Annotated in this window: 11 protein-coding genes; 4 read left to right on the top strand and 7 right to left on the bottom strand. The window is 66.8% G+C overall.

Annotation, left to right across the window (positions count from 1 at the left end):
- On the bottom strand, positions 1–374 hold a 374-nt coding region (locus tag QDT69_RS26340), incomplete at its 3' end, for a response regulator (protein ID WP_074129084.1).
- Between the two features lie 37 nt (positions 375–411).
- The gene (locus QDT69_RS26345) at positions 412–1275 is read right to left on the bottom strand and encodes an MJ0042-type zinc finger domain-containing protein (protein WP_279709407.1); all 864 of its coding nucleotides are present in this window, start codon (positions 1273–1275) and stop codon (positions 412–414) included.
- Between the two features lie 161 nt (positions 1276–1436).
- Between QDT69_RS26345 and ftsE the strand changes: the two genes are divergently transcribed.
- The 4 genes from ftsE (at position 1437) to QDT69_RS26365 (ending at position 4823) form a co-directional block, all read left to right on the top strand.
- Positions 1437–2096, top strand: coding sequence for a cell division ATP-binding protein FtsE (gene ftsE, locus QDT69_RS26350; protein WP_021079468.1), 660 nt, complete (start codon positions 1437–1439; stop codon positions 2094–2096).
- Complete coding sequence (locus tag QDT69_RS26355) at positions 2089–3060, top strand: ABC transporter permease (protein WP_279709408.1); 972 nt, start codon at positions 2089–2091, stop codon at positions 3058–3060. Before ftsE ends, QDT69_RS26355 begins: the two co-directional genes overlap by 8 nt.
- A 160-nt stretch (positions 3061–3220) precedes the next feature.
- Positions 3221–3934 carry a YdcF family protein gene (locus tag QDT69_RS26360; RefSeq protein WP_279709409.1) on the top strand — a complete coding sequence of 238 codons (714 nt, stop codon included), beginning with the start codon at positions 3221–3223 and terminating at the stop codon, positions 3932–3934.
- 124 nt (positions 3935–4058) lie between these two features.
- Complete coding sequence (locus QDT69_RS26365; protein ID WP_279709410.1) at positions 4059–4823, top strand: lysophospholipid acyltransferase family protein; 765 nt, start codon at positions 4059–4061, stop codon at positions 4821–4823.
- Positions 4824–5031: 208 nt separating this feature from the next.
- Here the strand turns inward: QDT69_RS26365 and QDT69_RS26370 are convergent, their stop codons facing one another.
- The 5 genes from QDT69_RS26370 to QDT69_RS26390 form a co-directional block, all read right to left on the bottom strand.
- Positions 5032–6513: an aldehyde dehydrogenase gene (locus QDT69_RS26370; RefSeq protein WP_279709411.1), complete on the bottom strand. Its 1482-nt coding sequence runs from the start codon at positions 6511–6513 to the stop codon at positions 5032–5034.
- A gap of 99 nt (positions 6514–6612) precedes the next feature.
- On the bottom strand, positions 6613–7080 hold the full coding sequence (locus QDT69_RS26375) for a TlpA disulfide reductase family protein (protein WP_279709412.1): 468 nt from the start codon (positions 7078–7080) through the stop codon (positions 6613–6615).
- Positions 7081–7206: 126 nt separating this feature from the next.
- Positions 7207–10500 carry an efflux RND transporter permease subunit gene (locus QDT69_RS26380; protein ID WP_279709413.1) on the bottom strand — a complete coding sequence of 1098 codons (3294 nt, stop codon included), beginning with the start codon at positions 10498–10500 and terminating at the stop codon, positions 7207–7209.
- Between the two features lie 154 nt (positions 10501–10654).
- A complete protein-coding gene (locus QDT69_RS26385) occupies positions 10655–11413 on the bottom strand; it encodes an ankyrin repeat domain-containing protein (protein WP_279709414.1) in 759 nt (252 codons plus the stop codon).
- An 82-nt stretch (positions 11414–11495) separates the two neighbouring features.
- On the bottom strand, positions 11496–13292 hold the full coding sequence (locus QDT69_RS26390) for a caspase family protein (RefSeq protein WP_279709415.1): 1797 nt from the start codon (positions 13290–13292) through the stop codon (positions 11496–11498).
- Positions 13293–13313 lie beyond the last annotated feature (21 nt).

Here is a 13313-nt window from a genome sequence, read left to right on the forward strand (position 1 = left end):
CTCGCCTTCCTTGCCGCCAGCGCGTCCGCCACAGCGGTGCGGATATCGGCGACCGAGAACGGTTTCGTCACCACGTCATGCACGATCGCCTCGAGGCCCGAGGCGCGCTCGCGCTGATGGGCGAAGCCGGTCATCAGCAGGATCTTCAGCGCGGGGAAGTCGCGGGCTGCGGTCAGCGCCAGCGCGATGCCGTCCATGACGGGCATCTGGATGTCGGTGAGCAGCAGGTCGAACGCGCCTTCATCGCGCGTCAAAACCTCCAGCGCCTCGGCGCCGTCCTGCGCGGTCACGGTCTCGTGGCCGTCCATGGCGATGGCGCGCGCCACCAGCGAGCGCATCGAATCTTCGTCGTCGGCGATCAGAACACGCGTCATGGTGATGGTCGGTTCCCGAAAGTGTTGGCGCGCAGCCTCAGGCGCGGCCGCCGGTGAGGTCATGCTTGTTGAAGAAGCGTACGTCGATATTGCGGCCTTCGGGCGGCGGCGAGGCGAGGCGCGACTTGAAGAACGCGCGCTCGCCGGGCTTGAGCACCGGCTGCTCCAGCACCGCATTCCAGGCATAGATCTCGGCGCCCTGCGCGTCGCGGACCGAGAAGCGCAGCCGCGGCAATTCGACCGGCTTCCTGGTCTGGCCGACGATCATGCCCTCGATGACCAGCACCGGCTTGCCGTCCACGGTCTCGTTGGTGATCTTGAGATCCTTGAAGGCAAGCCCGCGCAGATTCACGTCGAGCCCGACCATCTTGTAGAACAGCGCCGTCTGCGGCAGCAGCCGCACCACGTCGTTGCGCCAGACGAACAGCGCGATGATCAGCGCGGCCATCGCGGCGCAGGTGGTCGGCAGCGCGCCGATTACCGGCATGAAGGGAATCCGGGGCAGGGAGGGCAGGCGGAATAGGCGGGGAAACCGCGGCAGGCGGAAGCGGCGCTTTTCGGTCGCCTCCTCGCCGTCCGCATGAGCCGCGGCATCCGCCTCGGCCACCGCCGGCCACGCGGTGACGGCGTCGCCGCCCTCGGGCAAATCGGCCGAAATCGACGGGCTCTCGACCACCGGGGTCTCGTCAGCCTCCTCGCGGCCCATTGCGTCCCATTCGGCGGCAAGATCGGAGCCGGCGGCCTCGTAGGCCAGGGTGGGGGCCGTCGCCCCGATCGCATCCTCCGGCCGCGCCAGCCAGACCTCGCGGCAACGGGAACAACGGACGGTGCGTCCGGCCTCCCCGAGGGTGGCCGGATTGATGGCATAGGATGTTGTACAATGCGGACAAACGATATGCATGGAGCCGAATCTCCACCGTGTGGTATGCCCGGATGCTACTGAGCGACCGTTAACGAATCGGAAACCATAACCGACGCACAAGCTTTCTGTGCGGTTCGCGGCCGGTCGGGCCGCCAGTATGGGGTATTGGGCCACTGGCCCTCTCGAACGGAGCTAGCGCATTGGTTCGGTTCGAAAATGTCGGTTTGCGCTACGGGCTCGGCCCGGAGATTTTGCGCGACCTCTCCTTCATGATCCCGGCGCATTCGTTCCAGTTTCTGACCGGGCCGTCCGGTGCGGGCAAGACCTCGCTGCTGCGGCTGTTGTTCCTGTCGCTGCGGCCGACCCGCGGGCTGGTCAATTTGTTCGGCAAGGACGTCTCCCTGCTGAGCAAGGACCAGGTCGCCGACCTGCGCAAGCGGATCGGCATCGTACTGCAGGACTTCCGCCTGCTCGACCACATGACGACCTATGAGAACGTCGCGCTGCCGTTCCGCGTCATGGGCCGCGAGGAATCGACCTATCGCCGCGAGGTGATCGACCTGTTGAAATGGGTCGGCCTCGGCGAGCGGATGGATGCGCTGCCGCCGATCCTGTCGGGCGGCGAGAAGCAGCGCGCGGCGATCGCGCGCGCAGTGATCTCGCGGCCGCAATTGCTGCTGGCGGACGAGCCGACCGGCAGCGTCGATCCGACGCTCGGGCGCCGCCTGCTGCGGCTGTTCATAGAGCTCAACAAATCGGGCACCGCGGTCATCATCGCGACCCACGACATCACGCTGATGGATCAATACGAGGCGCGGCGGCTGGTGCTGCATCAGGGACGGCTGCACATCTATGAATAGGAGCGGCGACGAGAAAGTGTCGTTGGTCGATCTCGGGCGCGAGCGCCCGCAGGTCCCGGCCACCGCGCGCAACATGTCGCCGATCGTGCCGCGCGCCTCGATCTCGGGCCGCGCGCTGGTCGCGGTGGTCGCCATCATGACCTTCCTCGCCTCGCTGACCACGGGCACCGTGCTGCTGGTCAGCGCGTCGGCGGCCGAATGGCAATCGGAAGTGTCGAGCGAGATCACCATCCAGGTGCGCCCCTCGCCCGGCCGCGACCTCGATCGCGACGCGCAGGCGGCGGTGGAGGCGATGCGGGCGCAGTCCGGCATTCTCGAGGTCCGTCCGTTCAGCAAGGAGGAATCCGCCAAGCTGCTGGAGCCGTGGCTCGGCAGCGGGCTCTCGATCGACGAGCTGCCGGTGCCGCGCGTCATCGTGGCGCGGGTGCAGCCCGGCACCACGCTCGATCTCGCGAGCTTGCGCGCGCGGGTGACGCAGGTGGCGCCGACCGCAAGCGTCGACGATCACCGCGCTTGGATCGAGCGCATGCGTTCGATGACCGGCGCCACCGTGTTCGCCGGCGTCGGCATCCTGATCCTCGTGATCATCGCCACGATCATTTCAGTTTCGTTCGCCACGCGTGGCGCGATGGCGGCCAATCGCCCGATCGTCGAGGTGCTGCATTTCGTCGGCGCCGGCGACAGCTTCATCGCCAATCGTTTCCTGCGGCATTTCCTCAGGCTCGGCCTCGAGGGCGGGCTGATCGGCGGCGGCGCGGCGATGCTGGCGTTCGGCTTCTCCGAGTCGATCGCCAACTGGTTCTCCGGCACGCCGGTAGGCGACCAGTTCGCGGCCCTGCTCGGCACCTTCTCGTTGCGTCCGTCGGGCTATCTGGTGCTGGCGTTGCAGGCGGTGCTGATCGCGGCGATCACCGCTTGGGCGTCGCGGCGCACCCTGTTCGCCACGCTCGACGACATCGACTGACGGCCGGCGGCATTGCAATGATGGCGCCGATTTCGTGATCGCGGTTCGCAACCCGAGTGTGATTTGGCGGGCATACGCGCGGGCTCGGCTGCGGCAAAACCGGTTTCCACTTTTCCGGATCATGCTCTAAAATCCCCGGGGGGAAGGGTAGCCGCATCACATGAGTTTGCAGTCCGACGATACGTCGCCGAATGGCCATGCCGCGCGCCCGCGTGGCTGGCTGCGCGCCGCTATCGTCGCGCCGCTGGCGCTGGTCTTCGTCGCCGCGGCGGTCGGCTTCATCGGCTTCCTGTCGCAACTCCGCGGCGTCGAGACCGATCCGCCGCACAATGCCGACGGCATCGTGGTGCTGACCGGCGGCTCGTCGCGGGTGTCGGATGCCATGGAGCTGCTGGCCGCAGGCTACGGCAAGCGCCTGCTGATCTCGGGCGTGCATCCGACCAACGACGCCAGCGACATTTCCCGCTCGGTTCCGGACAGCCAGGGGCTGATGCGCTGCTGCGTCGATCTCGACCGCTCGGCGGTCAACACCCGCAGCAATGCGGCGGAGACGCGGCGCTGGGCGCGCGAGCGCGGCTTCAAATCGCTGATCGTGGTGACCTCGAATTACCACATGCCGCGCGCGATCGTGGAACTGTCGCATGCGATGCCCGACATCACCCTGATCCCGTTTGCGGTGGTCGGCGACAAATGGCGCGACGAGCCGTGGTGGACGAGTGGCGGAACGTTCCGTCTCTTGCTATCGGAATACGCCAAATATGTCGCCGCGGAGGTCCGGGTGCGGCTCGCCGATCTCGGCTTCGACCTGACCTCCGATCTCGCCGAGCAGCCGGCGGCCACGCCACGCCGCCCGGCAACCGCGCTGGCGAATTGATGTATCAGGCACCGTCATTCCGGGATGGTGCGTCAGCACCCGACCCGGAATCTCGAGATTCCGGGTTCGATGCTTCGCATTGCCCCGGAATGACTGGTGACCTCACAGAGGATAGTCGTTGAGAATGACTTCGATCTTCCTGCGCTCGCTGATCTTCAACGTGCTGTTCTATCTGGTGCTGGTGCTGCTGTGCATCGTCGCGCTGCCGGCGCTGCTGCTGCCGCGCGGCGCGCTGATGGCGATCGAAGCCCTGTGGGCCAGCACCAGCCTGTTCCTGATGCGCGTGATCTGCAACATCCGGATCGAGTTCCGCGGCGTCGAGAAGATCCCGCCGGGACCGTTGGTCGTCGCCTCCAAGCACCAGTCGTTCTGGGAGACGTTTGCGCTGGTGCGCTTCTTCGAGCACCCGCTGTTCATCCTCAAGCGCGAGCTGATGATGATTCCGGTGTTCGGCTGGTACCTGAAGAAGGTCGGCATGATCTCGGTCGAGCGCGGCGGCGGCCCGCGCTCGCTGATCAAGACCTTGAAGCGCGCCGCGGCCGAAGTGAAGCTCGGCCGGCAGCTCGTGATCTTCCCCGAGGGCACCCGCACCGCGCCCGGCGCCGCGCCGAACTACAAGGCCGGCGTCGCGCAGATCTATGCCGAGAGCGGTGTGCCGTGCCTGCCGATCGCGCTCAATTCCGGGCTGTTCTGGCCGCGCCGCACCTTCATGCGTTATCCCGGCACGCTGGTGGTCGAATTCCTCGATCCGCTGCCGCCGGGCTTGCCGCGCGACGAGTTCATGACCCGCCTGCGCGACCAGATCGAAACCGCCACCACCCGCATCGTCGACGCCGGCCGCGCCGAGCAGGCGAAATTGTTCGGCGGCGTGCCGGGTGCGAAAGGGTAGGGGGCACTGACTTCCATTTAGTCGGTCGAGCGGCGCGCACACTGCACCTCTCCCGCCTGCGGGGGAGGTCGTATCGCATCGGAGATGCGATGCGGGTGGGGGGCTCCTGCCGCAGCGGGAGTTGTGGAGAGAGCCCCCACCCAACCCTCCCCCGCAAGCGGGAGAGGGAGCGCAGCAATGCTTGCGGCCTATGATGACCCGTTAGCCCTCACCGCATCACGAACGGATTGGCCGGCACGTCGGTCGCGGTCGAGATCCAGACGCTCTTGGTCTCCTGATATTCGCGCACCGCGTCGATGCCGCTCTCGCGGCCGACGCCGGAGAACTTCATGCCGCCGAACGGCATCATGTAGCTGATGGCGCGATAGGTGTTGACCCACACGGTGCCGGCGCGGAGCTGCTTCGGCACGCGGATGGCACGGGCGAGATCCTTGGTCCAGATGCCGGCGGCAAGGCCGTAGATGGTGTCGTTGGCGATCCGGATGGCGTCTTCCTCGGTGTCGAAGGAGATGATCGACAGCACCGGCCCGAACACCTCCTCGCGCGCGATCCGCATGGTGTTGTCGACATCGGTGAAGATGGTCGGCTCGACAAATTGCCCGCCCTTGATGCCGTCGCCGGAGGCAGGCTTGCCGCCGAGCAGGCAGCGCGCGCCTTCGGCTTTCGCGATATCGATGTAGTCGAGCACCTTCTTGTACTGCGCCGGTGTCGTGATCGGGCCGACATTGGTGTCCGACTGCATCGGATCGCCGATCTTGGCGGACTTTGCGAGCTCCAGCACGCGCGCGACGAACTTCTCCTTGATCGAGCTCTGCACCAGAAGGCGCGATCCGGCGATGCAGGTCTGCCCCGTGGCGGCGAAGATGCCCGAGATGGCGCCGGCTGCGGCCGCCGTGAGGTCGGCATCCTCGAACACGATGTTGGGCGACTTGCCGCCGAGCTCGAGCGAGACGCGCTTCAGGCTCTTGGCCGCGGTCTCGTAGACCTTGGCGCCGGTCGTGTCCGATCCGGTGAAGGTGATCTTGGCGACGCCGGGATGCGAGATCAGCGCCGAGCCCGCCTCGGGGCCGAAGCCGGTCACCACGTTGAAGATGCCGTCGGGAATTCCGGCCTCCTTCGTCAGCGCCGCGAACTCCAGCGTGCTGGCTGAAGTAAACTCAGACGGCTTGACGACCACGGCACAGCCGGCGGCGAGGGCTGCGGCGCATTTCCAGGCGACGAACAGCAGCGGCGAATTCCAGGCGGTCAGCGCCGCGACGACGCCGACCGGCTCATGCGTCGTGTAGGCAAAGGTCTCCGCCTTGTCGATCGGCACCAGGCCGCCTTCGAGCTTGTCGACGAGGCCGCCGAAATACCACCACCACTCCGGATGGTAGCGGAGCTGGCCCAGCATCTCGGCCATCAGCTTGCCGTTGTCGCGCACCTCGATCTCGGCGAGGCGCTCGGCGTTGGCGGCGACGAGGTCGCCGAGCTTGCGCATCGCCTTGCCGCGGGCGGAGGCCGTCATCTTGGCCCAGGGACCGTTCCACATCGCCTCATTGGCGGCCTTCACCGCCTTGTCGGCGTCGGCGGCCGTGCCGCGCGGAATCTTCGCCCAGGCCTCGCCGCGATAGGGATCGATCGATTCGAACCACTCGCCATTGGCCGGGTCGACATACTGGCCGTTGATGTAGAGCTGATAGGTCTTCATGAGATCCTCCCGCAAAACGCTGGTTCTGGTTGGCCAAACGCTATCACGCCTTTCGCGACGCCGTCATAACGCGGCTGCGTGAACGGGGTTGCGGCGGGCTCACGCGTGCGGCGCGGCAAGCTCGGCTGCGATGATCGCGCCGAGCGCCATGTCGCTCTGCTGGCCAAAACCGTGATGCACGATGTTGCCGTCGCGGCCGATCAGGATGCTGGTCGGGGTTCCCTGCATGCCGTAGCGCTGCATGGTGACGGGGATCGGCGTGCCGTCGCCGGCCTCGTCGACGCCGATCGGGAAGGTCAGCCGGTATTCGTGGATGAACGCTTCCAGCGACACTGGCGTCATCGCCGCGTGGTGCTCGAATACGGTGTGCAGCCCGATCACCTGGAGGTCCGAATGCTTGAACAGCTCGAACGCGCGCTGGGTCTGCGGCGTGCCGTGGGCGACGCAGCCGGGACACAGCATCTGGAACGCGTGCAGCAGCACCGGGCGGCCGCGCAGCTCGGCCAAAGTCAGCGGTTCGCTGCTGTTGAACCAGCGCGACGCGGCGATTTCAGGAGCTGGAGTCACGGCTTCATTCCTTGCGCCTGCCACTTCGCGGCAGGGTGGCAAGATCGGCGCCGGTCTGTCAACGACTGCTAGCATGATCCGGAAAAGTGCGAAGCGGTTTTCCGAAAAAGATCATGCTCAAACAATTCACGAAGCGCTTGTGGCGGCCCGGCGTGCGCGCCGCGCGGCGCGGCGCCGCTGGGTCCACAGCCTCGCGCGGTCGAGATAGAGATAGACCACCGGCGTGGTGTAGAGCGTCAGGATCTGGCTCAGGATCAACCCGCCGAAGATCGCGATGCCGAGCGGCTGGCGCAGCTCGCTGCCTTCGCCGAGGCCGATCATCAGCGGCACCGCGCCGAACAAAGCGGCGAGCGTCGTCATCATGATCGGGCGGAAGCGCATCAGGCAAGCTTGGTAGATCGCATCGCGCGACGACAGTCCGCGCTGGCGCTCGGCGTCGAGCGCAAAGTCGATCATCATGATGGCGTTCTTCTTGACAATGCCGACCAAGAGGATCACCCCGATCATGCCGATGATGTCGAAATCGGTGTGCGACAGCATCAAGGCCGCCACCGCCCCGACGCCGGCCGAGGGCAGGGTGGAGAGGATGGTCAGCGGGTGGATGTAGCTCTCATAGAGCATGCCGAGCGAGATGTAGATCGTCGCGAGCGCGGCAAGGATCAGGAACAGCTCGTTCGCCAGCGCCTGCTGGAAGATCTTCGCGGAGCCGGCAAAGCCGCCGGAAATGCCGGCGGGCATGCCGAGCGCGTGCATCGCGGTCTCGATCGTGGTGGTGGCCGTGCTCAGCGACACGCCCGGCGGCAGATTGAACGAGATGGTGCTGGACACCAAGAGATCCTGGTGGTTCACCGAGAGCGGCGTATCGCCATGCTCGAAGCGCGCGACGCTGGACAACGGGATCATCGTCTCGGCGCTGGTCGAGACCGCGGTTCCGGTCGAGGCGACGCCCTTGCCGGTGGCGCCGATCGAGTTGGTCGCCTGATTGCGCACCACGTTGGCGGCGATCGTGCTGACCGAGTTCTTCTGCGAGGATGAGGCCACCGTCCCGGCCACCGCATTGGTGCTCTGGGTGCCGGTCGCCGACCCGCCCGAGGTCGAGATATAGACCTCCTTCAGGGTCTGCGGGTCCTGCGAGAAGCGCGGCGCGACCTCCATGATGACGTGATACTGGTTGCGCGCGACGAAGATGGTCGAGACCTGGCGCTGCCCGAACGCGTCGTAGAGCGTGTTGTCGAGCTGGCTAACGGTGATCCCGAGCCGCGAGGCGGCGTCGCGATCGATCATCAGGTTGGCCTGCAGCGCCTTGTTCTGCTGGTCGCTGTTGACGTCGGCGAGCGTCGGCTCCTTCTGCAGCGCCGCAACGAGCTTCGGCGTCCATTCGTTCAGCTCCGCGAAGGTCGAGCCCTTCAGCGTATATTGATACGCCGCGTTGCCTGAGCGGCCGCCGGCGCCGAGGTCGCCGATCGATTGCAGGAACAGGGTGGCGCCGGCGACGCTCGCCAACGGCTCGCGCAGCCGCTCGATCACCTTGTCGGCGCGCAGGTTGCGCTCGCCCATCGGCTTCAGCGAGGCGAACACGGTACCGGTGTTGGTGCCGCCCGGCCCCACGCCGCCGCCCCCGGTGAAGCCGACCGCGGTATCGACCGCCGGATCCGACTTCACGATGTCGATGAACTGGGTCAGCTTCTGCTGCATCAGCTGGAACGAAGTGCTCTGGTCGGCCTGGATCGAGCCGACCAGCAGCCCGGTGTCCTGCTGCGGCACGAAGCCCTTCGGCACGACCCTGTAGAGATGGAAGTTCAGATAGAGCGTCGAGCCCAGGATCAGCATCACCAGCAATGGGTGGCGCAGTGCGAGGCCGAGTGTCGCGCGGTAGCCGCCCAGCAGCAGCTCGAACACGCGTTCGTTGATCCGGTAGATCCGGCCATGCGGCTGGCCTTGCTCCTTGCGCAGCAGCACCGCGCACATCATCGGCGTCGTGGTCAGCGAGACCACCAGCGAGATCACGATTGCGATCGTGATGGTCATGGCGAACTCGCGGAACAGGCGGCCGACCAGCCCGCCCATCAACAGGATCGGCACGAACACCGCGACCAGCGACACGCTCATCGACAGCACGGTGAAGCCGACCTCGCGGGTGCCGAGCAGCGTCGCCTCCATGCGCGACAGGCCGGCGTCCATGTGGCGGGTGATGTTCTCCAGCACCACGATGGCGTCGTCGACCACGAATCCGGTCGCCACCGTCAGCGCCATCAGCGAGAAGATGTCGAGCGTGTAGCCGAGCAGATACATCACGGCGAAGGTCGCGATCAACGACACGCCGACCGCCACCACAGGCACCAGCGTCGCCCGCGCATTGCGCAGGAACGCGAACACGACCAGGATCACCAGCGCGACCGCGATCAGGAGCGTGATCTCGACGTCGTGCAGCGAGGCCCGGATCGTCTTCGAGCGATCCATCGCCAGCGTGATGTCGACCGCGGGCGAGACCGAGGCCTTGAGCTGCGGCATCAGCCCCTTCACGTTGTCGACCATCTTGATGATGTTGGCGCCCGGCTGCCGGTACACGATCATCACGACGGCCGGCTTGCCGTTGGCGAGGCCGAGCGTACGCGCATTCTCCACGGAATCGATGACGTCGCCGACGTCGGTCAGCCGCACCGCCGCGCCGTTGCGGTAGGCGACGACCAGCGGCTTGTAGTCGGCGGCCTTGCGGGCCTGGTCGTTGGCGTAGATCTGGTAGCGCTGGTCGCCGACGTCGATGCCGCCCTTCGGGCTGTGCGCGTTGGCGCTCGAGAGCGCGGCACGGACGTCCTCGAGCCCGATGCCGTATTTGTAGAGTGCCGGCGGGATCAGCTCGACGCGCACCGCGGGCAGCGAGCCGCCGCCGACCGAGACTTCGCCGACGCCCTCGACCTGCGACAGCTTCTGGGCGAGCACGGTCGAGGCGGCGTCATAGAGCTCGGCCGGCGTCAGCGTGTCCGAGGTCAGGGTGTAGATCAGAATCGGCGCCGAGGCCGGGTTGAACTTGCGGTAGGTCGGATTGGCGCGCAGGTTGGTCGGCAGGTCGGCGCGCGCCGCGTTGATCGCCGCCTGCACGTCGCGCGCGGCGCCGTTGATGTCGCGGTCGATGTCGAATTGCAGCGTGATGCGGGCGTTGCCGAGCGAGGACACCGAGGTCATTTCGGTGACGCTGGCGATCTGGCCGAGGTGGCGTTCCAGCGGGCTCGCCACGGTGGCGGCGACGTCGGCGGGGCTGGCGCCAGGCAGCGTCGCCTGCACCATGATGGTCGGGATGTCGACGTCGGGCAGCGGCGACACCGGCAGCTTGAAGAACGCAATGATGCCCGCCACCACAAGTCCAAGCGACAGCAGCGTGGTGCCGACCGGCCGGCGGACGAAGGGGGCGGAGAGGTTCATTGCATCAGCGAGCGATGTTTGCGGATGAGCTTCTATCTGTCCGCGCCGCGATGCAAAAGCCTAAATGTCACGGGGCGCTGCCACACCTCCGCCGCGATTTGCCGGATTGCGGCCAGGCCACGATCGGATTTGCGGCGCGATCCATCCGAGCCGTTCAGCTCGCGTCCGGTTCGGAGGTCTTCTCTGCGCGGGTCGCGCCACGTTCAAGAAGCCAGGCCGCGACCTCGCGATGTTCCGCTTGCTCTGCGATGTCGAGCGGTGTCTGCCCGGACCAGGGAGCGGGCCAGTTGAGGTCGGCCCCGCGCTCGAGCAGATATCTTGCCGTAGCGAGTTGCCCGCCGCGGCAGGCGTTCCAGAACGGTCCTGAAATCTCCTCGGCCGGGAGGGCCGCGGTCTCGAGCCGACGGACAATCTCCGGCATCATGCCCAGCGCTGCCTCCTGCCACAGCGCCGTCCGCGCGCCGCGCTCGACCAGCCGCCGTGCCGCCGCCCATTGGCCGTAGCCGACGGCGCACGACAATGGCGGGCCGCCATCGATCGATGAGCCCTCATGCTCGATGTCGGCGCCGGCATCGAGCAGCGCGTCGATCAGCGCGACATCGTCGCTGCTGGCGGCCCAGTGCAGCGGCGTTTCGCGATGCCACATTGCGTCCGCCGGCGTATCGAGGTCGGCGCCGGCTGCAGTGAGGATCTGCACGATCGCTGCCGCATTCGGATTGTGGCCCGGCCAATCGGCAAGCAGGTGCAGCGGGCTCCGGCCGCCGCCCTTGGCATCCACGACCACGCAGCGGGCGAGTTCGGGGTGGGAGGCGAGCAGCGTGCGAAGGCGCTCGGCCTCACCGGCCTTGACGGCTGCCGTCAGCTCGACGGCGAGCGGGTCGTGGTTTCGCAATCTGGGCACGTCAGTGGTCATCGCCGGCCTCCTGTCGCAAACGGGATCGATGATAGCCGAACGGTATGGCGGATGTTATGCGCGCCGTGGCCCGGCATCCGGCCTATTTCGCCGCGTTCTGGCTCGCGCCGACGAAGTAGAAATCCTCAGCTCCCGGAACCGAACCGTAGCTGAAGGGCTGTTGCCGCCGATCGGTCGTGGCCATGACGTCGTCACGCACGAGGTCGAACAGCTTGCGGATCTCGATCCGCGGCGTCTGCATGCGCTTGATCAGGGCCGTCACGAACGGGCTGTGACCACCGTCGCCGTCGAGCGCGACCTGGCCGTGCTTGGCGGCATAGACGACCAGCGTGCCGCTGTCGGGTTCGACCTGGGCCAGGCCCCGGCCGATGGACCGCGACGCGACGGTGCGCTTGATCTGATTGGCGAACGGATTGTCGCGGCAGGCATCGAGAATGACGAGATGCAGCTTGCGCGCCCCTTCGGTGGCGCCCATCACCTGGGTCAGCGCGACCGCCTCGAACGGCACGTCGCGGTCGGTCGCGAGCTTGGCATCGACCGGCACCAGATAGTTTTCGCCCGCCATCTCCATGCCGTGCCCGGCATAGTAGATCACGGCCCAGTCGGCGCCGTCGGCCGCGCTGGCGAATGACTTGAGCGCCTCGACCAGGCTGTCACGCGTGGCGTCGGTGACGAGGCGGACATCCTGAAAGCCCACGGCGCGCAGCGTCTCGGCAATCGCAGCCGCATCCTGGGCGGGGTTCGGCAGTACCGGCACGGAGCGATATTTCGAGTTGCCGACGACGAGGGCGACGCGCCGTTCGGTCGTTGTCGCCTTTGGACCTGCGCCGATCGGCGCGACCGGAACGGCCGTGGCGAGTGCAGGGGCAGGCTTGGCCGCGGCGTGATCCGCGACGACGCTCTTGTCCGTGGTGGCGACCTTCTCCAGCCGCTGCAGGCCTTCCCTGGCGACGCGCTGGCCCTGGGTGCGGTCGAGCTGGTCGAGACCGATGACGTCGAGCGCGTGGCGGAAGTCGGCGCGCGCCGCGTCGATATCGCCCTTCTTCTCGTCGGCGAGGCCGCGCCGCGCGTAATTCAGCGCGCCCTGTGCGTTGAGCTGCGTGGCGTGGTCGTAGTCGCGCAAGGCCTGATCGAGCTCGCCTTTGCTCGCCAGCGTCAGGCCGCGCAGCGAGTAGAACTCGGGTTGTCCATCCTGGATGCCGATCGCGCGCTCGACATCCCGCGCGGCATTGTCGAGATCGCCGGCGCTGATCTCGACCATGGCGCGGCAATAATACGGGCCGGCCGCGCGGGGCGCGAGCTTGATCGCATCCTGGCAATGCAGCGCCGCGAGCCGGTCCTTGCCGCTGAAGTCATAGACCAGCGCGCGATTGACATAGGCGTACCACGAGTTGGGATCGAGCTCGATCGACTTGCCGTAATCGGCCAGCGCGCGCTCATAGTCGCCGGTGGCAACGAACAGCTCGGCGCGATTGTTGAACCAGCTGGCGCTGAACGGACCGGCGGGCTTCAGCTGGATCGCCCGATCGAAATCGCTTAGCGCGCGGTCGTAGTCCTGGTTCTGCAGATAGACCTTGGCGCGCTGGCCATAGGACGGCGCGAACGACGGATTGATCGCGATCGACTGATCGTAGTCGGCCTTGGCCTTCTCCAGATCGCCCTTGTTATGCCAGGCCAGCGCGCGGTTGTAATAGGTGATCGAAAGGTCGCGTCCCCTGGGATTGGCCGCGATCAGGCGGGTGCAGGCGGGGATTGCGAGCTCGGGATGCGGATCCTTGGCATCGCACGCCGCGCCATCCTCTCTCAGTCCGGCATAGGACGGGGCATTCAGCAGCAACAGCAGGCCGAGTGCGGCGAGCTTGAGCAAAGAGGGGCGCATTCCGGTCATTCCATTCCAGCG

The sequence above is a fragment of the Bradyrhizobium sp. CER78 genome, from assembly GCF_029846235.1.
GTDB lineage: Bacteria > Pseudomonadota > Alphaproteobacteria > Rhizobiales > Xanthobacteraceae > Bradyrhizobium.

Coding starts and splice junctions, on each gene's coding strand:
- QDT69_RS26365 (WP_279709410.1), top strand. CDS start 4,059: ATGACTTCGATCTTCCTGCGCTCGCTGATCTTCAACGTGCTGTTCTAT.
- QDT69_RS26385 (WP_279709414.1), bottom strand. CDS start 11,413: ATGACCACTGACGTGCCCAGATTGCGAAACCACGACCCGCTCGCCGTC.
- QDT69_RS26345 (WP_279709407.1), bottom strand. CDS start 1,275: ATGCATATCGTTTGTCCGCATTGTACAACATCCTATGCCATCAATCCG.
- QDT69_RS26370 (WP_279709411.1), bottom strand. CDS start 6,513: ATGAAGACCTATCAGCTCTACATCAACGGCCAGTATGTCGACCCGGCC.
- QDT69_RS26355 (WP_279709408.1), top strand. CDS start 2,089: ATGAATAGGAGCGGCGACGAGAAAGTGTCGTTGGTCGATCTCGGGCGC.
- QDT69_RS26390 (WP_279709415.1), bottom strand. CDS start 13,292: ATGCGCCCCTCTTTGCTCAAGCTCGCCGCACTCGGCCTGCTGTTGCTG.
- QDT69_RS26380 (WP_279709413.1), bottom strand. CDS start 10,500: ATGAACCTCTCCGCCCCCTTCGTCCGCCGGCCGGTCGGCACCACGCTG.
- QDT69_RS26360 (WP_279709409.1), top strand. CDS start 3,221: ATGAGTTTGCAGTCCGACGATACGTCGCCGAATGGCCATGCCGCGCGC.